Origin of the sequence: Methylicorpusculum oleiharenae, assembly GCF_009828925.2 — a bacterium.
Lineage (GTDB): Bacteria > Pseudomonadota > Gammaproteobacteria > Methylococcales > Methylomonadaceae > Methylicorpusculum > Methylicorpusculum oleiharenae.
The window spans coordinates 1883633-1908286 of sequence record NZ_WUTY02000001.1; the positions used below are offsets into that span (position 1 = coordinate 1883633).

23 protein-coding genes are annotated in these 24654 nt (G+C 49.6%); 13 read left to right on the forward strand and 10 right to left on the reverse strand.

Features of this window, described 5'->3' with window-relative positions:
* Position 1 precedes the first annotated feature (1 nt).
* The 9 genes from GO003_RS08615 (at position 2) to GO003_RS08655 (ending at position 9674) form a co-directional block, all read left to right on the forward strand.
* Positions 2-406 (forward strand): ExbD/TolR family protein, encoded by a 405-nt coding sequence (locus GO003_RS08615; RefSeq protein WP_159651910.1) that lies wholly within the window; start codon positions 2-4, stop codon positions 404-406.
* Positions 407-412: 6 nt separating this feature from the next.
* Positions 413-1078 carry an energy transducer TonB family protein gene (locus tag GO003_RS08620; protein WP_159651912.1) on the forward strand — a complete coding sequence of 222 codons (666 nt, stop codon included), beginning with the start codon at positions 413-415 and terminating at the stop codon, positions 1076-1078.
* Between the two features lie 11 nt (positions 1079-1089).
* Positions 1090-2973 carry a putative porin gene (locus GO003_RS08625; protein WP_159651914.1) on the forward strand — a complete coding sequence of 628 codons (1884 nt, stop codon included), beginning with the start codon at positions 1090-1092 and terminating at the stop codon, positions 2971-2973.
* Positions 2960-3670: a hypothetical protein gene (locus GO003_RS08630; RefSeq protein ID WP_159651916.1), complete on the forward strand. Its 711-nt coding sequence runs from the start codon at positions 2960-2962 to the stop codon at positions 3668-3670. Before GO003_RS08625 ends, GO003_RS08630 begins: the two co-directional genes overlap by 14 nt.
* 321 nt (positions 3671-3991) lie before the next feature.
* A complete protein-coding gene (locus tag GO003_RS08635) occupies positions 3992-4864 on the forward strand; it encodes an EAL domain-containing protein (RefSeq protein ID WP_159657951.1) in 873 nt (290 codons plus the stop codon).
* Positions 4865-5079: 215 nt separating this feature from the next.
* Positions 5080-6057 carry a cysteine synthase A gene (cysK, locus tag GO003_RS08640; protein ID WP_159657952.1) on the forward strand — a complete coding sequence of 326 codons (978 nt, stop codon included), beginning with the start codon at positions 5080-5082 and terminating at the stop codon, positions 6055-6057.
* A gap of 59 nt (positions 6058-6116) precedes the next feature.
* Positions 6117-6983 carry a serine O-acetyltransferase EpsC gene (gene epsC / locus GO003_RS08645; RefSeq protein ID WP_231088886.1) on the forward strand — a complete coding sequence of 289 codons (867 nt, stop codon included), beginning with the start codon at positions 6117-6119 and terminating at the stop codon, positions 6981-6983.
* Between the two features lie 119 nt (positions 6984-7102).
* Complete coding sequence (locus GO003_RS08650; RefSeq protein ID WP_159657954.1) at positions 7103-8020, forward strand: family 2A encapsulin nanocompartment shell protein; 918 nt, start codon at positions 7103-7105, stop codon at positions 8018-8020.
* Positions 8007-9674: a family 2A encapsulin nanocompartment cargo protein cysteine desulfurase gene (locus GO003_RS08655; protein ID WP_159657955.1), complete on the forward strand. Its 1668-nt coding sequence runs from the start codon at positions 8007-8009 to the stop codon at positions 9672-9674. Before GO003_RS08650 ends, GO003_RS08655 begins: the two co-directional genes overlap by 14 nt.
* A gap of 91 nt (positions 9675-9765) precedes the next feature.
* Here GO003_RS08655 and GO003_RS08660 read toward each other — a convergent pair whose 3' ends face one another.
* The 7 genes from GO003_RS08660 to GO003_RS08690 all read right to left on the reverse strand — a co-directional run bounded on the left by GO003_RS08660 (position 9766) and on the right by GO003_RS08690 (position 16492).
* On the reverse strand, positions 9766-10692 hold the full coding sequence (locus tag GO003_RS08660; RefSeq protein ID WP_159657956.1) for a LysR substrate-binding domain-containing protein: 927 nt from the start codon (positions 10690-10692) through the stop codon (positions 9766-9768).
* Between the two features lie 11 nt (positions 10693-10703).
* Complete coding sequence (locus tag GO003_RS08665; protein ID WP_159657957.1) at positions 10704-11747, reverse strand: sulfate/molybdate ABC transporter ATP-binding protein; 1044 nt, start codon at positions 11745-11747, stop codon at positions 10704-10706.
* 98 nt (positions 11748-11845) lie between these two features.
* Positions 11846-12706, reverse strand: coding sequence for a sulfate ABC transporter permease subunit CysW (gene cysW / locus GO003_RS08670; protein WP_159657958.1), 861 nt, complete (start codon positions 12704-12706; stop codon positions 11846-11848).
* Between the two features lie 11 nt (positions 12707-12717).
* The gene (cysT, locus tag GO003_RS08675) at positions 12718-13545 is read right to left on the reverse strand and encodes a sulfate ABC transporter permease subunit CysT (protein WP_159657959.1); all 828 of its coding nucleotides are present in this window, start codon (positions 13543-13545) and stop codon (positions 12718-12720) included.
* A gap of 77 nt (positions 13546-13622) precedes the next feature.
* Entirely contained in the window at positions 13623-14627 is a 1005-nt protein-coding gene (locus GO003_RS08680; protein WP_231088887.1) for a sulfate ABC transporter substrate-binding protein, read from the reverse strand.
* Between the two features lie 71 nt (positions 14628-14698).
* A complete protein-coding gene (locus tag GO003_RS08685; RefSeq protein WP_231088888.1) occupies positions 14699-16237 on the reverse strand; it encodes an alginate export family protein in 1539 nt (512 codons plus the stop codon).
* Between the two features lie 72 nt (positions 16238-16309).
* Positions 16310-16492 carry a YezD family protein gene (locus tag GO003_RS08690; RefSeq protein WP_159659327.1) on the reverse strand — a complete coding sequence of 61 codons (183 nt, stop codon included), beginning with the start codon at positions 16490-16492 and terminating at the stop codon, positions 16310-16312.
* Between the two features lie 321 nt (positions 16493-16813).
* Between GO003_RS08690 and GO003_RS08695 the strand changes: the two genes are divergently transcribed.
* Positions 16814-18247 carry an FAD/NAD(P)-binding protein gene (locus GO003_RS08695; RefSeq protein ID WP_159659328.1) on the forward strand — a complete coding sequence of 478 codons (1434 nt, stop codon included), beginning with the start codon at positions 16814-16816 and terminating at the stop codon, positions 18245-18247.
* 57 nt (positions 18248-18304) lie between these two features.
* On the opposite strand, the gene GO003_RS08700 is transcribed toward GO003_RS08695, so the two are convergent.
* Positions 18305-18763 (reverse strand): cupin domain-containing protein, encoded by a 459-nt coding sequence (locus tag GO003_RS08700; RefSeq protein WP_159659433.1) that lies wholly within the window; start codon positions 18761-18763, stop codon positions 18305-18307.
* 784 nt (positions 18764-19547) lie between these two features.
* On the opposite strand from GO003_RS08700, the gene GO003_RS08705 reads away from it, so the two are divergent.
* The 3 genes from GO003_RS08705 (at position 19548) to GO003_RS08715 (ending at position 21545) form a co-directional block, all read left to right on the forward strand.
* Positions 19548-20579: a sulfate ABC transporter substrate-binding protein gene (locus tag GO003_RS08705; protein ID WP_206444823.1), complete on the forward strand. Its 1032-nt coding sequence runs from the start codon at positions 19548-19550 to the stop codon at positions 20577-20579.
* A gap of 131 nt (positions 20580-20710) precedes the next feature.
* Positions 20711-21127, forward strand: a complete 417-nt coding sequence (locus GO003_RS08710) for a YeeE/YedE family protein (protein WP_159659329.1) — start codon at positions 20711-20713, stop codon at positions 21125-21127.
* A 10-nt stretch (positions 21128-21137) separates the two neighbouring features.
* Positions 21138-21545 (forward strand): DUF6691 family protein, encoded by a 408-nt coding sequence (locus tag GO003_RS08715; RefSeq protein ID WP_159659330.1) that lies wholly within the window; start codon positions 21138-21140, stop codon positions 21543-21545.
* A 170-nt stretch (positions 21546-21715) separates the two neighbouring features.
* On the opposite strand, the gene GO003_RS08720 is transcribed toward GO003_RS08715, so the two are convergent.
* Positions 21716-23299, reverse strand: a complete 1584-nt coding sequence (locus GO003_RS08720; protein ID WP_159659331.1) for a PepSY domain-containing protein — start codon at positions 23297-23299, stop codon at positions 21716-21718.
* Positions 23300-23914: 615 nt separating this feature from the next.
* Complete coding sequence (locus GO003_RS08725; protein ID WP_159659332.1) at positions 23915-24625, reverse strand: c-type cytochrome; 711 nt, start codon at positions 24623-24625, stop codon at positions 23915-23917.
* Positions 24626-24654: the final 29 nt, after the last annotated feature.

Consider the following 24654-nt stretch of genomic DNA (forward strand, 5'->3'; position numbering starts at 1 on the left):
CATGTTATTTGGCGAAGACGATAAAGTTTACGATGATATCAACGTTACACCCATGCTCGATGTGGCTTATGTTTTGGTGATCATCTTCATCATCATGACGACTGCGACCGTTCAGGGGATAACCGTCAATCTGCCCAAGGCCAGCAGCACCCCCGCATTGAGCAAACCCAAAACCAAAGCGATCTCAATAGCTCAGGACGGCACGATTTATCTGGATACTTATCCAGTTTCGATCCTGGAATTGGAAACCCGGCTGGGTCAATACAAAGCGGCCAATCCAGATTTGCCGGTCGTTTTAAAAGCCGATGCAGCGATTCAATACGAAAAAGTCATTGAAGTACTGGATGTGGTTACACGCCTTGAAATCAGTCAATTGGGACTGGTGACTCAAAAACTGGTCAAATAATTTCCCATGGATAAGCGTAAGCGATTACTGCGGTATCTGCCGCTGGGGGTCGGTTTTGTCCTGACTTTACTGTTGGCGATTGCGCTGTATGTCATTCAAGGCAAATTCGAAAAGCCTGTGCAGCAGAAAAAGCAAATTCAGCAAATTACGATGATTCAACCACCGCCACCTCCACCCCCGCCGCCAGAAGTCAAACCGCCGGAACCGGAGCCTGAAAAAATTGAGGAACCTGAGCCGGAAGAAGAGCCCGAGCCTTCACCGGAAGAATCTGAAGAGCCGGCAGGGGAAGAGTTAGGCCTGGATGCCGAAGGCGGCGCGGGTGCGGATGGGTTTGGTCTGGTTGGCAAAAAAGGCGGACGCGGATTGTTGGGCGGCGGCGGTGGTAGCGCAATTCTTTGGTATGGCGGTCAGGTAAAACGCGGTCTGGAAGAGGACTTGCAGAGCTTGTTGGCCGGAACCAGCGCCAGAAAAAGCCGTTACACCGTCCAACTCAATATATGGGTTGGTCCCGATGGGCGAGTCAAGCGGGCGGAATTGGCCGGTACTAGCGGCAAAAAAGAGGTGGATAGCGCGATAGAGGCTGTGTTGCCGAAGTTGAACTTCTCTGTGAATAAGCCACCGCCGGAAAATATGCCGCAACCTTTGAAGATTCGGGTTACCTCCAGAATATGAGCAAAAAAATTATGAATAGAGTACCGGTAAATACGATAACGATTGTAAAAAAGTCAGCGTTCTTAGTGCTGGCAAGTTCTCTTTTTACCCCGGTTATGGCGGATGAAAAAGATGAGCTTCTGAAACTGAAAAGCAAAATGGCAGCTGAGAAAGAAGAGCTTTTGAAACTCAAAAATACCACAGTCAATTTAATGGACTTACTCGTCCAGGAAGGTGTTCTCGATAAAAAGAAAACCGAGAGTCTGATCAAAGCAGCTGAAGATAAGGCGGCAATCGAGGCCAAACAACAGATTGCTCAGGAAACGACTGAAGAACTCGAAGAGACCAGGCCAGCAAACGCTGCACCGGCATTGCCTGCCAAACAAAATGGCTCGGTGTATGTGGGTTATGTTCCGGAGTTTGTCAAGGAAGAGATTCGTCAACAGGTCCGCGCCGATCTGAAAGATGAAGTGGTTAAGGAAGTCAAGGCGGATGCCAAGGAGGAACTCTGGGGTATCCCCGCTGCGTTACCTGATTGGGTGAGCCGCATGCACTTTACGTTCGATTCGCGTTTTCGCTTCGCCAACGATTTTTTCGATAGTGAGAACGCACCTTATCTCGATTATTTGTCGATCAATAAAGATGGCGGCAATCTGGCTGCATTTAATCGTAATGAAGAATTTTTGAATACCACCAAGGATGATCTGCGTCTGAGCCAGCGCTTTCGGGCCGGCTTGAACCTGGATATCACCGAAGGCGTCAAAGCCGGAGTGCGGGTTGGGACCAGTAATATTCGTAATCCGGTGTCGAACGAACAAACATTGGGTAATACCGGTGAATCCTTCGAGTTTGCGGTCGATAGGGCTTACATCCAGTATGATTTTATCGATGAGCAGGGTAAAGACTGGTTCAGTCTTTATGCCGGGCGTTTTGCGAATCCCTGGCTCTCTACCGATGTGTTGTATGATCCCGACTTGAGTTTTCAGGGCTTTGCCGGAACCTTTCGTTACCGTTTCAATCAGAACAGCGTGAATGTGCGCTCGTATCGAGCGGCGATGACCAACGACCTGGGCGGACGGGCCGGAGTCAATTTTGGGCCGCAGACGCCGGATTCGGTTTTCGCGACGCTGGGTATCTTCCCCATCGAGGAAATCAATCTATCGGTAAAGGATAAATGGTTGCTGGGTGGGCAGTTGGGTGCGGACTGGCTGGTATACGGCCAAAATAGACTCAAAGTTGGGGCCGCTTATTATCATTATCGCAATACCCGGGCACGAGCCAATACGCGTAACAGTTTTGAATACGACTGGACCGCGCCAGAGTTCATCCAGAAAGGCAATACGATGGTGCCGATCAATATCAACGAGGGCAACGACCTGGCGGGTAATCCGTTAAATAGCCGGTGTACGGATGCAACGACCAAGCTTCCTGGTGATGCCTGCTTGTGGGGTCTGGCTTCTGATTTCAATATTTTCAATGCCACGATGATCTACGATTATTCCGGCTTCGAGCCGGTGCACGTGATGCTGACCCTGGATTACGCCAAAAATCTCGGCTATGACGAGTCTAGAATTCGGAAAGAGTTCGGTGATCGTCTCGATCCGGATAAAAGTTTCGCAGGAAAAACCAATGCGTTCCAAGTCCGGCTCGATGTCGGCGATCAGGATGTTGTCAAATTCAATGATTGGAACCTTTTCTGGGCTTACCGCTATATCCAGCGTGATGCCGTACTCGATGCATTTACCGAGTCGTTGTTCCACGCAGGCGGCACCGATGCGAAAGGCTGGTGGTTAGGCGCGAATTACGGATTGGCCAAAAATACGTGGGTCAATCTCCGTTGGAGCAGCAGCGATGCAATCGATGGCCCACCGTTAAGTATCGATACCGGTGCGGTTGATCTGAATGTCCGTTTTTAAGGGTGGAAGGTGTTCGATGGTGATGCGTTTGGGTAAACCGGTCTTGTGTTGTGCGATGAGCTTGATGTTGAATCTCCCGATCGCGCATGCCCAAGCGGTCAAGCAAAGCGGTGCTGCCGATCAGGCACTGAGAAAAGCGCAAGGGATGCTGCGCCAATTGACACAGGAGAAAGCCACATTGGAGGCTGAAAAAACGGCGGCTCTGGAACAGGTGGGCAAGTTAGAAAATGTCATCAGACAACTGGAGCCCTTGCAAGGCGAAATTGAACGTTATCGGGCCGGTGTGGAGTCTTTGGAAAGGGTTAGCAGCTCTTTGCAGGGGCAATTGGTCAGCGCCAAAGAGAGAGAACAAAAACTTTTGCAGCAACAAAAAACAATCATTGCCCAGGCCCGGCAAATTCAAAGCGATAACCAGCTATTGGTCGCAGCAGTCAAGGAACGTGAGCGTTGGATAGCCGAATGCAGCACTAAAAACACTCAATTGATTGAAGCTAATCTGGAATTGGTGGAAAAGTACAAGGCCAAAGGATTTTGGCAAAAACTGGGCGAATTGGAACCCTTTACCGGGATTGCCACGGTTGACACTGAAAATGCCGTTGAAAGTTACCAGTTCAAATTGGAAGACTTGACTGTGACCGAGTTTCAAGAGACTCAAAATTCAGAAGAGGGGACAGAAGAAGCAGTTGCTGATGAGTGAAGAATTGTTCAACACACAGTCACTGCTGAAAACGAGTTATCTAAAAATTAGAATTATAAATCTAATTATATCGTTTAATTTAAACGAATTAGACCGCTAAGATGTCCCTCAAGCGTTGATTGAATCGGTCCAGCATTAACGTCGTCTTACCTCTCTCATTGCTATAGGGATACTTTTAGGCGGGGTTGCCCCGCCTCTTTTTCGGCGAGTCCAACACGGCTTGGGAGCAGAGGTTCCGTTCGGTAATTAGGATGACTTCAAACCTTAACGCAATCAACTTTGTAAAAAATACGCGTCTCGCGTTGACATCAGGAATTCGTCATGCCCTTACAACAATTAGTAGAATATTTTAATGATCGTCTGGAATGGGAACACCATACTAATTTCCGGCCTTTCATCATTGACAATGGCGTCGCCCGCGGGTTGTTCGGACCGGTCCAGATCAGCAGTGAATTAACCCCTCTGCGCGAGTTGGCAAAGCCTGAACAGATTGCCGGGTACACAGCCCAATTAAATGTAACGACGGCCGAGATCCCGGATTTATTGAGTCATGAACTGGATTTGTTGTTGTCTTTACCCGCACAGCAGGGTATCAATTCCGATTCCATCGTCAACTTTGACCGCTTGACGCGAACCGTTCATATGCTCAATTTTTTGCCACTGGCTCATGACGGCGGATTTTTGCAACTGGACGTTGATCCTCGCCATATCCTGGGTGTTAAGAAAGATCATGGCGCCTATTTCCAGGAAGTGATCAGTAAATGCGGATTGGAAGCGCATAACGTGGTCATCACGTTACGGGTCACCAGCACGTATAGAGCTTATTATCCGGCGTTGCTCAAAGGTCTGGAAAACTACCGTGAAAGAGGTTACAGGCTCGCCCTTCGCTTTGACTATCAAGCGCTGGGCAAGGCGACAAATGACTTGATTGCTGCGCTTGCCCCTGATTTTGTCAGTCTCTCCGGACGGCAACTGAGTACGCACCAGGATAATCAATTACTTGAAAAACTGGCGCGTTTACAGCTATTGACTCATAAAGAATTGGGCAAAACCATCCTGTTGGAAATTGGCGATAAACAGACCGCCGCCTTAGCCCGGAAAATTGGCTTTAATCTGGTTCAAGGCGCTTATTTTGAGTCCTACGGTCATCAAGAGGTGAAAGAACCGGTTCGTTTAGCGGCCAGTGGCGGCTAATCCCTGGAAGATTTTGATAATTTTTGAACAGCACGCGCTGTCATTGACAGCAAAAACCGATTTAACGCCGATTAACCGTATTGACAGGTTTGGGTTAATCGGACAGACTTACCACCATATTGCTACACGCTGACCGGACAACCGGAAGCCAGTGAGCCTCTTGATGGGGCCACTGGCTTTTTTTTGGCTTGTAGAAAATACACAGAGAGACAAACATGGCTCATTGGTATCCTGACAATTCACAATCCATCGGTAATACACCCCTGGTTAGGCTTAATCGCATTACCGAAGGTGCCCCGGTCACCTTATTGGCTAAAATCGAAGGCCGTAATCCGGCTTATTCCGTTAAATGCCGTATCGGTGCAGCCATGATCAATGACGCCGAACGCCAGGGTCTTTTAGGTGCAGGCAAAGAATTGATCGAACCGACCAGCGGCAATACCGGCATTGCCTTGGCCTTTGTTGCCGCCGCAAGAGGCATCCCGCTCACCTTGACGATGCCGGACACGATGAGTATTGAACGCCGCAAACTGCTGGTTGCTTATGGCGCCAAACTGGTCTTGACCGAAGGCGCCCAAGGCATGAAGGGGGCTATCGCCAAGGCCGAAGCAATTGCCGCGTCAGACCCTGACCGCTATATCCTGCTGCAGCAGTTCAAAAATCCTGCCAATCCCGCCATACACGAAGCGACCACGGGACCTGAAATCTGGGCCGACACCGAAGGCGCCATCGATATCCTGATCTCAGGGGTTGGCACGGGCGGCACGATCACCGGCGTTTCCCGGTATATCAAGCGTACCCAACATAAAGCGATACTGTCGGTAGCCGTCGAGCCATCCGACAGTCCCGTCCTAAGTCAGTTCCGTAACGGTGAGCCATTAGCACCCGGACCGCATAAAATTCAAGGCATCGGTGCCGGCTTCGTACCGGAAGTACTGGATTTATCCCTGGTTGATGAAATTGAATCGGTCAGCAATGAAGAGGCCATCACCTATGCCCGCCGCTTAGCGAAAGAGGAGGGCATATTAGCCGGTATTTCCTGCGGTGCCGCTGTGGCGGTCGCCGTGCGCGTCGCTAAACGCCCGGAACACAAGGGCAAAACCCTGGTGGTTATCCTGCCCGATTCCGGTGAGCGGTATTTGAGCTCAGCGCTGTTTGAAGGTGTTTTCGATGGTCAAGGCGCTGCCGTATGAGCTTGCCGGATAACGAGAAACGGTGGGACATCGATGCCCTGGTAACCGAACTCAGAGCCTTGCGTCTGCACTCTTTGGAAACGCGTCGCCGCCGCCATCACCCGCCAAAGCTGCCGTCTCGCAAGCGCTTGGGTCAGATTGTCGATAACCTAGGGGCCGTGCTGTTTCCCAATCGCTTGGGTCTGCCCGATCTAACCGATGAAGGCATCGATTACTTCGTCGGCCACACGCTGGATACCTTGTTGCGCGAGCTCAACCAGCAGATTCTGCTGGAACTGCAATTTATCGCCGAAGAGCAAAAAAGTCAGGGGGATACGGTCAAACAAGCCGCGGTCATCACCCATGAATTTGCCACCCGCTTACCCCGTGTCAGAACCCTGATAGACAGCGATATTCAGGCTGCTTATGAAGGTGATCCGGCCGCGCGAAGCTCGGATGAAGTGCTGGTGTGCTATCCGGGCATTCTGGCCATCCTCCATCATCGTCTCGCGCACCTGCTTTATAAACTCGGCGCCCCGCTGGTCGCGCGCATCATTACCGAAATTGCCCATTCGGCCACGGGTATCGATATTCACCCCGGCGCTCAAATTGCCGACAGCTTCTTTATCGACCATGGGACGGGCGTCGTCATCGGAGAAACCGCCGTGATCGGCCGCCATGTCAGGCTCTATCAAGCCGTAACCTTAGGTGCCAAGCGCTTTGACAAAGACGAACAGGGCCTGTTGGTTAAAGGCCATGCCCGCCATCCGATTGTCGAGGATGATGTAGTCATTTATGCCGGTGCGACGATACTCGGCCGGATCACCATCGGCCGCGGCTCGACCATCGGCGGTAACGTTTGGCTGACGCACAGCGTCGCCCCCGGCAGTCACATCAGTCAGGCACAAGTGCGCAGCGAGCTGTTCGAAGGCGGGGGAGGCATTTAACCGTTAACTTCTCAAGCTTGCGATTATCGCCAAGCGCTAGCAGCTAAATAACTAAAAAATGCGTCGCATCAGCGGCCCATACCCACACTCCATTACCATCAATACAATAGGAAACAACCATGTCAGATATTCATCAAGCCCATACCGCATTGGGCGACGTAGCCGCCCGCACCTTATCGAACGCCACCAAGACCGTGCCCATGATGGGCACCATCACCCCGCGCTGGCTGGTTCATCTGCTCCAATGGGTGCCGGTTGAAGCCGGTATTTACCGGGTCAACAAAGTTAAAAGTGAAACCAGCATTGCTGTCGACTGTTCCAGTCTGGATGAAAAAGTACTGCCGCAAACCTATGTCGATTATGAGGAATGGGGCCGTGAATACCGTTTGAATGCCGTCAACACCGTCCTTGACGTGCACACGCGCGTTGCGGATTTATACAGCAGTCCACACAATCAAATTCATGAACAGTTACGCCTGACCATAGAAACAGTCAAAGAACGTCAGGAAAGCGAGCTGATCAACAATGGCGAATACGGACTGTTGAACAATGTTGCCGAATCCCAAAAAGTTCAACCGCGCAACGGCGCACCCACGCCGGATGATTTGGACGAACTGATTGCCCGGGTTTGGAAGGAACCGGCGTTCTTTCTGGCCCACCCGCGTGCGATTGCGGCATTTGGCAGGGAAGCAACCCGTCGGGGCACGCCACCGCCCACAATCAGTTTGTTCGGTTCACAATTTTTGACGTGGCGCGGTTTGCCGTTGATTCCCACCGACAAGTTAAGGATTGTAGACGGCAAAACCAATATCTTATTGTTACGCACCGGCGAAAGCCGTCAAGGGGTTGTCGGTTTGTATCAACCTAATCTGACCGACGAATTGAGCATGGGCTTATCGGTGCGTTTTATGGGTATTAACCACAAAGCCATTGCGTCCTACCTCGTTTCGTTATATTGCTCATTGGCCATCTTGACCGAAGACGCAATTGGCGTATTGGAGAATGTCGAAATAGGCCAATACTATGACTATAAGTAACACCCTTGATTTGCCGGCAGGGCTGGCGCAAGCGCAGCGTGGCACTGACACCGAACTTGCGGGATTACCCGATCTTGCCGAGTTGAACCGGTTGGCCAATCAGTTCTTTAACGCAGTACCTGGCACTCCCGAGGCGATAGATAACGTGTCTGGTTTTGCCATTCCTCAAACGGTTCCTGTGGCTTCAGCCGACCCGTTCGCGCATTTTTCCGGCATTGATGACTCGGCTTTGACAGAGTTGGCAGAGCGCAGTCATGGCGTTCCCTTGGAGCCTGAGTTGAAAGCCTTACTGAGAGCGCCCGTTCCAGGCCTTGATCGCAGGTCGGGTGCCGAAGAAGGGCAGGCGTCAGCCTATTATTTTTTGACCTCTATCGCTCAGCAAGCCCGGGACCCTTACCTGCCCGGCTTGGGTTCGGCGCATCCGCCGTTTGACGTGCATGCCGTGCGCCGGGATTTTCCAATACTGCAACAACGGGTTAATGGTTACCCGTTGGCCTGGTTGGATAATGCCGCCACCACCCAAAAACCGCAAGTCGTCATCGACAGGATCGCCGCGTTCTATCAAACCGAAAATTCTAACATTCACCGCGCCGCGCATGAACTTGCGGCGCGGGCGACAGACGCTTATGAAGGGGCACGGGAGCGTGTTGCGCGTTTTCTCAATGCCGCTTCCGCCAATGAAATTGTCTTTGTTCGAGGTTCCACCGAGGCCATCAATCTCGTTGCGCAAAGCTGGGGTCGACAACATATTGGCGAAGGTGATGAGATCGTGATCAGCTGGCTGGAGCATCATGCTAATATCGTACCTTGGCAGCAACTCTGCCAGGAAACCGGGGCCATCCTTCGGGTGATACCGGTGGACGACAGCGGTCAGGTCATCCTCAGTGACTATCAGCGCCTGCTGAATGCCAAAACCAGGCTCGTTTCGTTTACGCAGGTCTCCAACGCACTGGGAACGATTACCCCGGCACAGGAAATGATAGACATGGCGCATCGCGCCGGTGCTAAAGTCTTGCTGGATGCGGCTCAATCGGTGTCGCATCTGCGCGTCGATGTGCAACAGCTCGATTGCGACTGGCTGGTGTTTTCTGGGCACAAAATCTTCGGGCCAACCGGGATCGGCGTTCTGTATGGCAAGGAAGCGCTTCTAAATGCGACGCAACCTTGGCAAGGGGGCGGCAATATGATCGACGATGTGACCTTCGAAAAAACCACTTATCAAGCCGCGCCGGCCCGATTTGAAGCAGGCACCGGCAATATTGCCGATGCGGTCGGTTTGGGCTCGGCATTGGATTATCTCAGTAAGCTCGGCATCGACAACGTGGCGCGCTATGAGCATGAGTTGCTGGTCTATGCCATGCACGCTTTACAAAGCCTACCCGGACTGCAGCTGATCGGCACGGCGCCGGATAAAACCAGTGTGCTGTCCTTTGTGCTGGCCGGGCACTCGACGCAAGAAGTCGGCGCTGAACTGAACAAAGCCGGAATCGCCGTGCGTTCGGGGCACCATTGTGCGCAACCGATTCTGCGTCGTTTTGGCCTGGAAAGTACGATACGTCCGTCTTTGGCGTTTTATAATACCTATGAGGAAATAGATCGACTGGTCAGCGTGCTCAAGCGCTTGCAATGCAGTAAACGGATTTTTGGCGGTTAAGTGGTACTCACACTTCCCGTTTTTTTAGCGGGAAGTGTGTAGGGCATTCGATAAAGAGACGTTTGTTATCGGCTTGGCTGTAAATAGCCCGTTAACTGTTAATTTCACCAGTTTTGATTTTATTGGGCTGGGCTCTCGCCGTGATCGACAACTGCTCAATAAAAAACCGGGTATAAGTGGGCAAATAGCTGTGTTTTAAGTAGGCGAATTTTGTCGTCGACAGGGGAATTAGTTCCCCCAGACCCAAGGCCAGTAAATCCTGATCTTTGGTCGGTTCGTAAGAAGTTTCGGCGATAATCCCTACGCCAAAACCCAGGCGGACATAAGTTTTGATGACATCGGAGTCGGCTGCGGCCAAGGTGACATCCAGCGCTATGCCTGCATCTCCAAACGCTTTTTCAATATTGCTGCGCCCGGTAAAGCCCTTGCTGTAAGTCAAAATCGGATACGTGGCCAGGCGTTCCAGCGTGAGCGTTTCGTTGCCCAAAGGGTGGCCGATCGGCACAATGACGGTATGGTGCCAATGATAGCAAGGCTGAATGATCAGTTTTTCATCGTCACCCAGCTTTTCAGTACAGATCACGATGTCGGCTTTATGCTGATGCAGTAAATTAATCAGATTATCCGGCGACGATTGTTCGATATAGATTTTAATGCCCGGATAGTGTTCTCTGAATTTGGCGATAGGCCCCGGCAAAAAATATTTTGCCTGGGTATGGGTGGTGGCGATGTGCAAAAAGCCGTTGCGATTGTCGATAAAATCATCGGCCAAGGCCCGGATATTTTTCATCGCCTGATTGACCAGATTGACTTCCTCCAGAACCCGCAGACCCAATGGTGTAGGGCCATGCAATCGTTTGCCATGGCGTTCGAACAAGGGTGCACCTAATTCCTCTTCCAGCAAAATCAGCTGACGGCTAACGGCCGATTGGACCACATGCATTTTTTCCGCGGTTTTGGTGACGTTATAGTTCGTTTCCTGCAATAACCGCAAAATTTCGAGTTGGCTGATATTCATGTCTGATTATGTCAGTTAAACCAATGCGCGTGCTTGATTTTTAGTGCGACCCGATCGCCTTTTTGCAAAGCCAGTTCCTTGAACTGCTCGTTCGGCATTTCGGCATAGAGGGTGGCTGCCGAACCGTTGATACCCGGCCGGTTCAGTTCCAGCCGGATAGTGCCGCCCAGATGTTGCCAATCGTTCAAATAGACCGGCGCATTGGCAGGATCAGCGGCTTTTTCAACCGCAATATGATGCGGGCGGACGTGGACGATGATGCCTTGAGGATCATCCAGCGCAATACCCGCGGTTTGCAGCCAGGCACTGTCTTCCTGCTTGAGATGAAAAACATTGGTCTGACCGATAAAGCGGGATACAAAATCACTGCCGGGATGATCGTAGATCTCGCTGGGGGTGCCTTTTTGTTCAATCTTGCCGTGATTGAGCACGACAATCTGGCTGGCTACTTCCATCGCTTCTTCCTGATCATGGGTGACGAAAATACTGGTGACGTGCAATTCATGATGCAAATGCCGCAGCCACAAGCGTAAATCCTTGCGGACGCTGGCATCAAGGGCGCCAAACGGTTCATCCAGCAATAATACAGACGGCTCTACCGCCAACGCTCGCGCCAGGGCGATACGCTGGCGTTGTCCACCGGACAACTGATCGGGAAATCGGTCATGCAGCCAGTCGAGCTGGACCAGATTTAACAAAGCATGGACTTTTTCCCGGATCAGCGTTTCTGAAGGCCGCTCTTTACGGGGTTTGACCCGTAAACCAAAAGCGATATTATCAAACACGGTCATGTGTCTGAACAAGGCATAATGTTGAAACACAAAGCCGATCTGCCGGTTTTTAACCGGCTTGCGCGTCACATCGTCGCCTTTTAGAAACACCTGGCCCTGATCGGCGTGCTCAAGGCCCGCTATGATCCGTAACAGCGTCGTTTTTCCGCAACCGGACGGGCCCAGCAAGGCGACCAGTTCACCTTCGGGGATGTCCAGATTGATGTCGTCCAAAGCGCTAAACGCGCCAAAATGTTTACTGATGTGCTGTAAGGTAATGCTCATGGGCTGTGCTCACTCAAACTTGAGATAAATAATGGATACGGTTGCGGTAATGGGCAAAGAAATACGTTTAGAAAATAATCGGCCGGCTCCAGCCTGATTTAATGTTTGCCTGGTTGTTGCCATTCCAATAGGGCTTTGAGAACCAGCGTCACTATGGCCAGTGCGGCCAAGAGCGAAGCGCTGGCAAACGAGCCGACAAAGTCGTATTCGTTGTAACTGACCTCGACATGCAACGGCAGCGTGTTGGTCAGTCCGCGGATATGACCCGACACCACGGACACCGCGCCGAACTCACCCATAGCCCGGGCATTACACAACAAGACGCCATAGAGCAAGCCCCATTTGATATTCGGCAAAGTGATCCGAAAAAAGGTTTGCAGGCCGCTGGCACCCAGCGATAAAGCCGCTTCCTCTTCTTCATGGCCGATTTCCTGCATCAACGGGATCAGCTCGCGCGCCACGAACGGGAACGTGACGAACAAGGTTGCCAGGATAATACCGGGTACGGCAAACACGATTTTAATACCATGGTCGGACAGCCAGGGGCCAAACCAGCCTTGAGCACCAAAGATCAGCACATAAATCAAACCGGCGATGACCGGTGATACTGAAAAGGGCAGGTCGATCAAGGTCACTAACAGGCTTTTGCCACGAAACTGAAAACGGGCAATAGCCCAGGCGGCCGAGACCCCGAACACCGTGGTCAACGGGACCGTAATCAACGCCGTCAACAGGGTCAGGCGTATCGCCGCGAGCGTATCCGGGTGCGACAAACTGCTGCTGTAGGCCGTCCAGCCTTTGGCAAAGGCAGAAATCAGGACCGTCGCTAACGGCAAAATGAGAAACAGTCCGATAATGGCCAGCGTCGCGCCGACCAAGGTATAGCGGACCCAGTTCGGATCCGCCAGGTTCGGTGTGGGGGCGGCGATGGCCTTCTGACTGGCAAGTGCGGTAGACATGATAAACCCTTTTACAGTTGACCGCTGCGGCGGCGAACCCACCACTGCAGGCCGTTAATGATTAACAGCAATACAAACGAGACGATCAGCATCGTCAAACCGATGGCCGTGGCACCGGCGTAATCGTATTGTTCCAGTTTGGTAATAATCAACAGCGGCACCACTTCAGAGACATAAGGCATGTTGCCGGCAATAAAGATCACCGACCCATACTCGCCGACACCGCGCGCGAAAGCCAAAGCAAAACCGGTAATCGTCGCCGGCAAAATATTCGGCAGTATCACTTTAATAAACGCCTGCAATCGGGTCGCCCCCAAACTGGCGGCCGCTTCCTCCATCGCCGAATCAAACTCCTGCAAGACCGGCTCAATCGTGCGCACGACAAACGGCAGACCGATAAAAATCAATGCCACCACAATCCCTAATGGCTTGTAGGCGACCTGGACGCCGAAGGTTTGCATCAACAGCTGGCCGATAAAACCATTGGGTTGATAAATCGTCGCTAGGACAATGCCCGCCACTGCCGTAGGCAAGGCAAAAGGCAGATCGATCAAGGCATCGAAGACCCGTTTACCCGGAAACGGGTAGCGCACCAGCGTCCAGGCAATGACAAACCCTAACAGGCAGGCCACGACGGCTGCAATCAGTGCCGAGACAAAACTGACATAAAATGAAGCCAGCACACGCTTGTTCGTCAAAATCGCCCCGTATTCGTCGAGACTTAACTGCATCGTTTTCAACAACATGGCACTGAGCGGAATCAGCACAATCAAGGCCAGATAGAACAGCGTGAAACCCAGCGCCGGGCGAAATCCCGGCATGATATTACTTTGCGTCATGGTTTTATATGTAGTGTCACTAGCGTTGGATGCGGTGGTCGGGACAGGCTGCGGCCCCATCCCCTCGGCAAATACCTTTACGGCACATAGATCTGATCGAAACTGCCGCCGTCATCGAAATGGTCTTTCTGCGCTTTGTGCCAACCGCCAAAGTTTTTATCAACGGTAAAAAATTCCAGTTTGGGAAAGCGTTTTAAATCTTCAGGGTCGGCATGTTCCGGTTGATAAGGGCGGTAAAAATGTTTGGCGGCCAATTTTTGCCCGGCCGGTGAAAAGAGGTACTGTAAATAGGCCTCCGCCAAATCCTGCGTTTCGTTCTTTTTAACGATTTTGTCGACGACAGCCACCGGCGTTTCCGCCAGGATGCTGGCCGGAGGCACGATAATTTCAAATTGCCCTTCGCCAAATTCCTTTAAGGCCAGAAACGCTTCATTTTCCCAGGTTAGCAGCACATCGCCGAGACCGCGTTGGACAAACGTGGTGGTCGATCCGCGCGCCCCGGAATCGAGTACCGGCACGTTTTTATAGAGTTGCTTGACGAACGCTTTGGCGGCCTCGGCGCTGCCCAATTGTTTTTCGGCAAAAGCCCAGGCGGCCAAATAGTTATAGCGCGCACCGCCCGAGGTTTTGGGGTTGGGCGTAATGACCGACACACCTTCCTTGATTAAGTCATCCCAGTTTTTAATGCCTTTGGGATTGCCTTTGCGCACCAGAAAGACAATCGTCGACGTGTAAGGCAGACTGTTGTTGGGTAAGCGCGATTGCCAGTTGTCCGGCAACAAGCGCGCCTGCTTGGCGATTTGATCAATGTCATACGACAAGGCCAAGGTCAAGACATCGGCTTCCAAACCGTCGATCACCGCGCGGGTCTGCTTGCCGGCGCCGCCGTGCGATTGCTGGATACTGACCGTTTCACCGGTCTTGTCTTTCCAGTAGGCAATAAATGACTGATTGAATGCCTGATAGAGTTCCCGGGTTGGATCGTAAGAGACATTGAGTAAGGTGCGTTCGGCCAAAGCGGTGCCGCTGAACAGCACCGCAGCCAGGATCAGAGCGGATTTCAAGGGTGTTAATACAGTCATGTTGACTCCGTTTAAATGTTAAAGTGATCTGTTCTTCGTGCTTGTGGCCACTCACGGCCCGGTCAGCACGCCTAGAGCTTGCCATCGCCAAAGGCGTTCAGTGACAGCTCGAAATAAAAGAAGTTACTGGCTTCAGAGGTATAAGGCCCGGTTCCGGATTTTGCGAAAGACTCGGTGTAATCGCCGGGGTTGAAGCGGGCATAACTCAAACTCCAATCCACATAATGATTGACATGGTGGCGCATGCGAATATCAATCTCCTGTCCCAGGAAATTGCCGCTTTGCCCGGTAGGGTCGGTCAACCGCGCCCGGTTCCAGCCGCCGGTTTCGCTTTCCAGCCAATAGGCGTTATAACCGGCATCAACGCGCACATCGGGATGCGGGGTGATTTCCAGACGCGCTTTGGGGGCGTGGATGTTGTCCCAGGAAAAATAATCATTGCGCGACCAAGGTTGATTGAAGCCGTAAAACGCATCAAAACGTTCGTTGCTGCCGTCTCTGGGGTTTTTGTCACCGGTACCGAAGCCGTAATAGGCACTGACCCGCGGTTTCCATTCATGGTCGAAGGTGTAACCCAACTCCAGTGAGTAAGCCAAGGCATCATGTTGCTGCAGGGTTTGTGTGTTCCCATTTCTAGATAAGACGCCAAAGCGTCCAAACTGTTTATTGATATCGGCGTCATAATCAAACCCACTTTGGCCGATCAAACCGTAAACCCGCAGACCCGGTGCATAGATATCCATGTCAGGTTTACGATTGGCTGTCACTGAATTACGGGGATCGCCATTTTGTTTCCGGCCCAGGAAATAAGGCTGAACCGTGATGAAGTGTGACCATTGACGGATACTCAGCACGCCGCCATAAATCCAGGTGTCTTCATCGGGCTGGTCAAATTCATATTTCAAGCGCTCGACCGGTTGCATCGCAAAGGTGTCCAGATCCCAGTTGTTTTGTTTTTTACCGAAATGAACCCGGAAACCCTCGAAATTATTGGTGGTGTTGCGAAACTGGTTGTTGCCGATCAACCGCCGGTCCAGCAGTTCCATGTGCATCCTGCCGGCCCGCAGGCTCAACGGCCGGTTATGGCCCAGGGCATGATTGAAATACAGCTCGCCATAGCCTTGAATCAATTCGAATTCGTTGACATCGGCATCCGACTTTTCGTATTCACCGTTATAACTGCGGGCGTCTTCCATCTCGACCGCAAAACGTAACGGATCGAGAATGTCCTTGATGCCCAGATAGGCGCGGGTTCTGAGCAACCATAAATTATCGGGAGCATCGCGGTATTTGGACACGCGCGAACCGGATGAGGTATCCACCCAGGGCCGGTAGTCATTTTCACGGTATTCATAACGGGTACGAAAATCCAGACCTACATCCAGCCAGTCAACGTCGCGAAATTGTTCAAACTGGGTTCGGCTCAAGCTGCGCACATAGGCCGGTGGATCGGGATCCGGTTCGACCCGGTAACCCCGGGTTTTGGCGTAATAGTCCTCGGCCTGAGCAGGGAGGGCGGCAACGATCAGTAAACTGAAACTAAAAAGCGTGGAGGCGGTGGATGGGGAAAAGCGTTGGCTAGGTTCGGCAAAGCGAGAAAGGTGTTTCATAAGGGTTAACGGTGCTTCCGGAGATCCGGTCAGAGTTAGCGAAATAATGCGAGCCTTGAAAGGACGCTGGGCTTAGCGGTTGTCGGTATGCCCCTTGAGTCTGAATTTTTCGTGCTTGTCGATTTGCACGATCCGTCCGTCATGAACAACGATTTCAAGTGAACCAAAACGAACCCCTTGGAGTAACTTGAAAACGCGGATGACCACCTCCTGATTTAACTCAGCCGGTAAGTCAGTTTCGATGGTATGAGTCATGGTCACTCCCGTAAAGATTGAAGTATTGGTGTGTTGCAAAGAGCAAACATGTTTGGTGTGTGTATGCTAACGAACGAGTGAAAATTATTGAAACGATTAAATTAGATTTATATATCTTTAATTTAGATATGAAATGAGTGATCCAGACAAAATGCATTTTTCAATTTTAAATAGGGTGCGAATGTGCGAATGCTTCATTGTTGATTATGGTTTGAAATGTGCATATATAAAGCCCTGTTCGTATGAGTAAACGCTGAATTTTTATTGGGTGGAGATTCTAATAAAAATAAGTAACCGGAATTTTGTAAGGAGAAAACTTTTATGCCAGCAAGCTCTATTCCTATCATCGCAATCGTTGGGGGAGGATTCAGTGGGTCATTGGTCGCAGCTCAATTACTGCGGCAATCAAGTCAGCCAATCATTATCAAACTGATTGAACGAAATCCGCATTTTTTGCATCGTGGCATTGCCTACAGTACTCATTCGAGCAGTCATCTGCTCAACGTGCCTGCGGGTAACATGAGCGCATTCCCGGATGATCCAGGCCATTTTTTGCGTTGGGCACAGACTCATCAAGCAACGTTGATTGATCCTCCATGGGTTATGGATACTTTATCGAACAGTTTCATCTCGCGGCGAGGATATGGCCAGTATATTTCATGGGTGGTTGAGGAATCTTTAAAAGTCGGCAACCCGAATGCCAAGCTGGATATCATTCAAGATGAGGTGGTTAAAATCACTCAAACGGAAACAGGCGCAACACTTTCGCTTTTGGGAAGCGAACAAATCCAAGCACAAAAAGTGATATTGGCAATTGGTAATTTTCCGCCTGCCGATCCGCCTGTTTCCGAAAATGTACATTTAAATAATCCCAACTATGTCTCCAATCCATGGTCAACAGAGTCAAAAATGGGCTGGGATCATGTCGAATCATGCCTGATTGTGGGGGCCGGTCTTACTATGGTGGATTGGGTTTTGAGTCTGGTTGACAATAATTATCGAGGAAAAATACATGTCATTTCTCGGCGAGGCTTATCCCCTAAAGTGCACGACAAAGTGACTCCGGTGCCGCTTTGGCTGAATTATTCAGATCAACCGATCACTATCCGATCAATAGTGAAGCAGTTTCGTACCTTGATGATTACCCCGGGTCCTACCAAAAATAACTGGCGCGGGTTAATTGATGCGCTGCGTCCATTTTCAAAAGAAATCTGGCAGGCACTGTCCTTACCGGAGCAGCGAAGGTTTTTGAGGCATGTAAGATCCTTCTGGGATAATCATAGGCATAGAATTTCGTCAATCACCGCAGACATTATCAGTGATTTGGAAAATAACGGTCAGCTAACCTTTTATAAAGGCCGAGTTGAAAGCTTCGAAGTTTCTAACGGCAAGGTAAAGGTGGTTATTCGTCATGGCGGGCAAAAAGCTAACAAAACACTGATAGTTGATCGTGTGCTGAATTGTACCGGGGGCGAGTGTGATTACCGAAAATTACAGCATCCTCTCATTAAAGATCTGTTTATTAAAGGCTTGGCTCATCCGGATGCGATTGGATTCGGTCTGTCGGTAGATTCAAATGGAGCTTTGTTAGACAGAGCTGCTTTCAAATCCTCCGTTATTTATACTTTGGGACCACCCCAGAAAGGTACTTTTTGGGAAACGACGGCTGTTCCGGAAATTCGAGGGCAGGCCTATCGTTTGGCCAAAGAATTATTGAAGATGATGCCCAGTGATGCGGTGACGCCCAGTCTATAGGTCTATAAGCAAGAGGGAAAAGGGTCGGAATTTCCGTCAGCAGACACCGTAAATCTTTTATTTTGGTGTTGCAGGAGCCGATGTCGCCGGTCCTATGCCGACGATTTGCAGTATGACATCGCCGTCTTTGGCGCCGTCATAGTGGATCTCGTTGCCGTAATGTGTAACAAAACTGCCTTCTGGGACCGGTTTTAGACTGTCTGGATCATAATCAGTGCCGGTGCCTACCCACCAAGTGCCTGAGATAACCGTAATGAACCGGTCGTTAGGATGCGAATGGGGCTTGCTATTGTGATTTGCTTTCCATTTGTTCAGAACCACATATAAGCCGGGTTTGGATGGATCGCCGACGAGTACAGCTGTTTCGGAACCGCTTGGGTTGGCAACCCAATTGATCTGTTCGGGTAATTTGATCGAAATGGCTTTGGGATCAAGTTCGGATGCCGAAATGGCGCAGGCATAAATGATCAGGCAGATTGTCGAACTGAAACGTAGAGTTTTTTGAAGACTATTCATTGGCTGCATGTAACAAAGATCCCCCGATGATTAAGGTATCACTAGGTGACAGGTTTATGGGGGTGGTGCACAGTATAAAAAAAGGGCGGGTAAACCCGCCCGAGACACCACATGGAATGTACAACTCAACAAAACGAAATCACACATCAAAAGCTTGAATCATGCCTATCAGAAAAAAACCAGAGTACTTTTCAGCTGCTTTTTGTTGCTTGGAATATAGAATAACGAAAATATTTTGCAAATTAAAACGACAATATTAGATATTCATATCGATTAAACAGATAAGCCTTGAAGCCCCCTAAGCCACTGGTTTAAACAAGCGGCGGTTGAGCCAAAAACCCTGGGAGAGGGGAGTGAATTGAAAAGTACTGTGTTGCAGCAATTCCCCGCTTGAACTTTGTAATATGGCATCAATGGTCGGCGTAAGCCTTTTTTAATAAAGCCGTTGATCGATTCATGGGGCTTGACGGCAGTGTCCTTCTTCGATATCCCTGCAAAGCTTACTTATGTCCGTCTCTATCATCAAATTGGTAATTGCTGCTTTGTTGGAAAGTCAGGAACTTAATCGTCGCCTAATATTTTGGGTATCTATTCAATTTAACGAAAAACAAGTACACAGGCGATGTTTCATGGCTGTTGATATATCAACACAAACTGTTGAGTAGGTGTTGATATATCAACATTTTGACAATGCCCTCATCATAAATAGCCCATTCAGATTCGGATATTTCAGTTGGCATAGTAATTGATGTCTAAACATTTTTTATTCTATTGAAGATGATTCATGAATACCTACTCTATGCCAGTGCGTCTAGCGCCTTTTTTTCAAGTTTCATTTGCACTAATACTTTTTCTCTCAACACTATCCATTAAAGCCGCAGACCAAGTTTTTCTTAACGTATCCTATGATGTTTCTCGTGAGCTGTATAAGGATTTTAATCAAGCTTTTTCTTCACATTTCGAAGCTCAAAGCGGTGGCAAGATTACCGTTCATCAATCACACGGCGGATCTACAAAACAGGCCGGCGCAGTGATTGCCGGGCTTGAAGCGGATGTTGTAACCATGAATCAGCAGTTGGACATCGATCAAATTGCTTCAGCAGGCCTGATTGACTCCGGCTGGCGAGATCAGTTTCCAAATCAAAGCTCGCCATATACGTCAACTACTGTCTTTTTGGTCCGCAAAGGCAATCCAAAAAATATCAAGGATTGGCAAGATTTGATCAAGCCAGGTGTTCAAGTCGTTTTACCTAACCCTAAAACCTCGGGTAACGGACGTTACAGTTATCTTGCTGCCTATGGTTATGCGTTAAGAAAATTCGGAAATAATGAAAAAGCAAATGAATTTATCGCCGAGTTGTTTCAGCAGCATGTGCCCATTTTACCAACCGGTGGACGCGCTGCTACTACCTCATTTATTCAACATAATACCGGAGACGTGTTGCTGACTTTTGAAAACGAAGCTTATTTGACTTCTCAAGACATAGGCAGTGATAAATTTGATATTGTCATCCCTTCTATCAGTATCGAAGCCGATCATCCGGTTGCCATTGTGGACAAAGTCGTCGACAAAAATGAAACACGGAAGTTGGCGGAAGCGTATTTAAATTATCTGTGGTCTGATATCGGCCAGGAGATCATTGCCAAACACAGGTATCGTCCCAGAAATCAAGAGATTTTGAGTAGGTACAAAGAAAACTTCCCGGAGCTCATTTTGCTCTCCATTACCGAAATCGTTCCCGGTGGTTGGTCGGAGGCACAAAAAATACATTTTTCAGACGGTGGCTTGTTTGATCAGCTTTATAAAAACAGATAAATCGAAGAACAGTATCTTGGCAACGGTCATACTGCATCCTCAGTCATCCCCGAAAGTAAGATACAACGAGAGTGTGCCGGGCTCTATTGAAGCTCGGTTTCATTGTGTAATTAAATTTCCATATCTCAACTATGTCTCACTTTACGCCATACCCGGCTTTGTTCGGAGGTGCTTTGATTGGACTATCGGCGGCACTGTTGCTTTATTTGAATCAGCGTACAGCCGGTATATCTGGAATTGCAGCCGGTCTTTTACGCTTTACAAAAAATGATTACGGATGGAGGGTTTGTTTCATTGCCGGGTTGATATTGGCTCCTTTGCTTTACAGGTTCGCAGGGGGAGCCAGTGAGGTCGAATTGGGAACTTCTCATGCACAGTTATTGTTTGCCGGTCTTTTAGTCGGATACGGCACTCGCATGTCGGGTGGTTGCACCAGTGGTCACGCGGTATGTGGACTAGCTCGGGGGGCTTTACGTTCACTGGTGGCTACAGTCATTTTCATGTTGACGGCAGCGGTTACCGTCTATATGGTCCGCCATCTTTTGTAGGAGGTAATTCATGCTATCCAAAAATTTATCTGCAGGGTTCAGCGGTCTGATTTTCGGTTTTGGGTTGACCGTATCACAAATGCTAAATCCCGCTAAAGTGCTGAATTTTCTTGATGTTGCCGGGGACTGGGATCCCAGTCTTGCTTTGGTTATGCTGGGTGCTTTGTCGACACTAGGACTGTCCAGGCTTTGGATTAGAAAACGAGTTGAGTTACCAGCGCAATCTCAACCAAATACTTCGCCGGGGATAGATAGACAATTACTGCTGGGAGCAGCTATTTTCGGTATGGGTTGGGGGTTGTCTGGGTTTTGTCCTGGTCCCGCACTGGCAAGTTTGACTTATGGATTAAGTCATTCTTTTGTATTTGTAACGGCAATGTTTTCTGGATTTACGTTGTTCAAAATTTGCAACCCTTAGATATGGATGTTATGGAACCAGGCCGATGAAAAATCTGCTTAAGGTAAGTACATTAATTGCAATTAAAAGTCCACTTTGAATCTTGCGTGTAGTTGGTCATCTTGGGTAGTGAGGGCTCTCATCGCATTCAGGGGGAATCGAAAAGGAATGCGATGAGAATTTGATTGTGTTTAGGTTGCCAGTTTTGAATTGTCACCGGATTTGGTGGAACGGGTCTTCGTTTTCTTAAACCGGAACGTCATGCCTATTCGTTTCCAACCCAAAATCACTGATGTAAGACTCAAAACCAAACCGAAACCTACGCCGAGTAATACCCATAGATCCCAGGCCGGACGTTGATATAACCAACCGAAATCCCAGTGATGCAATGCCGAATAAAACCAGCGAAGCAGGCGTGCACTGTTGTCCAGTTTTGTCAGTAATTTGCCGTCTTGCGGATCGAGATAAAACCAGGATTTTGCCGTATCATTCAGTTGCACCCGTAAAACCGGCAAGGGTTTATCGACCGTATTCTGGTGATGGCGAGGGTAATAATAGCTGTCATAGTCATTCAATATTACTTGCTCTGAAATCTCGGCTCCTGGTACCACACGTTTGACCGCAGCTTGTAAATTAGACGCCGTAAAGTTTGCCTTTTCGCCATTAATAGCATAAGTCGAGCGACGCCCATCTCGCGTCGTAGTCACAATTAAAGCTTCATTTTCCAAACGCCGCCAAGTGACCTCGACGATGTTTTGCTGGTCGTCTTGGTGCCAAATTGGGCCATATTGCCACTGAGCGTTATCAGGTACTGTTTCAGTGCCCACATAATTGGCGAGATCTTTACGGCTCAATTCGGCAGGCGTAAAAATTTGTCCCGGATTGGTATCGATAAAACCGCTGAAGGACCAAGTCAGAGCCAGCGTCCCACCGATTAAGCCGCTCCAGAAGTGCCAGGTATTCCAGATATCCCTGTACGGATGCTTTCGTCCGGAGGAATAAGTCGGACGGCCTCGCCAACCGGGTCGCCAGCGCAACCAGCCAATAATCAGTCCGGTCAGCGAAGCTATGGTGGCGGACAAACCCAGCCACAGTTGAACCTTTTTTCGTATATCGGCTAACCCCAGATCATCCAACGGTTTCAATAAATGAATCCAGTTTCCTGTCAGATACATGACCCGAGCAAGCCGGGTATTCTCGCTGACGACTTCTCCTGTTTTTGACGAAATTAACAATTCGGTTCCTGCCGGATCATTTACGGCAATGCGGTGAAATGGGGCCAGGGCTTGATAATTTCGAGGTACAAAAGCATTTTCGGCTTGATCGATATAGCGAATCTTGTCGAGGTTTACTCGTCCGGATTTTGTTAACCAACGGGAAGCAACATCAATGGCTAATTCCGCGTTAATCTCCAACAGGTGCCCATCTTCAGCGGACAATGGATAACGAGAGCCTTTATCATCTTCAGCCAACCAAACCGGGGCACCGGCCAAATTAACCAAATGGCCTTCAACAACAGTCGCATCAGCGTGTTCAGTTCTGGATACCAACAGGGTTCGTTGTCCGGCGCTTCTTATCCAGGACTCGTCCAAACTCAACAGTCCGTACTGTGTATTCAAAGATTCCGCATTCGCAAGCTGCTCACTGCGGCTGATCGTTCGGCTATCAGAGTACATGATGACGAGACCGGATAGAAACCATAACAGCATGAACAAAGCGAGAGCGACTCCCAGCCATCGGTGAAATTGGTAGAGCAAACGTAATATGACTTTCATGATGGTTCCTGTATCAAAAAGAGGTTGGTTTTGTGGTGTGACTCACGGGACTCCGCCTTATAGAGAGTTAAATGTATTGTTTGTAACGCTTCAAAAATTGTAACTACATGCCCCTCTTCTTTATTGGTTTATCGTGAAAGTACACGAACCGAAAAAAGAGCGGTTGCTTGATCGACAGGTGTCGGCGGCAGGGAGCCGCCGTCAAGCCTACATGGACGTATTCACGGCGTCCTGTCGGGCGAGTGACCGCTCTCTTTCTCCTCGACACTTATTACTTTCATTTGACGAGGCGAATGCAGGACTGTTATGTACGGCGGTTAGGAGGTTGATTCAAAAAGGCTTCTGAAACAAATATGTTGCAGAGAGTTCCACGGACGTATTTACGCGTCTTTTGAAATCAAGATCCTACGCCTGAATTCTAAGCGGCTATTCCTTTCATACTGAAAATCGTTCGGCTTTGTAGAGGTCGAGGACCGTCGTGAACCCGTCCTTGGGGGCTTGACGACAGCATTCATCCTGCTGACATCCTCGCCAAATACCACGCACTTTATGGAAACCAGACGTATATTCGATCAGATAGGCGTGTTAGTTGCGATAAATTAACGACATCCGGTTTTAAAGGCCGGAAATGTAATCCGCCAAGTCCTCGATTTCTTGATCAGTTAGTAGATGGGCGATTTTATTCATCAAACCATCCGGACTGTTTTGACGTTCGCCGGACTTCCAATTCGCCAGTTGTCTTCGTAAGTAAGCCCTTTTCTGTCCGCCAATTACCGGTACCTCCATGCCGTCGTGCAGCATGCCTTTTCCATTTGGGCCATGACATTCAGTGCAGGGTTTCAATTGTCTATCGGGGTTGCCGTTTTCAAATAGATTCCGTACATAAGACTTGCTGGTTGAGCCCGTGCCTTGCATAACGGGTTGTCCCGCAAAATAAGCAGCAATATCCACTCTGTCGGTTTCACTCAGGTCCTCGGCCATTCTGTTCATCGTGTCGTGGATACGATCACCCGACTGAAAATCCTTAAGCTGTTTGATCAAATAACCGGCATTCTGTCCTGCATGGTTGGGTACATTCACGTCATGGCTGATACCGTCCGATCCATGACATTCCTGACAACGCTCCGAGTCAGAAAGCTCTTTTCCCGAATCAGCTCGGCCAGGCCCCACTTTTTCTGCTAGTTGATCATTGGCCTGAGCTGAATAACTGCTTATTAACGCGTACAAAGCAAGCTGAGCTAGGTTGATGGTTAAAAATCCCCAACCCCTTTTCGATTTTAACAAGGCGATGAATACTGAGGTAAGCGGTTTTATGTTGTCCGGCATAGATTACGGGTTGACTCATTACTATGGCG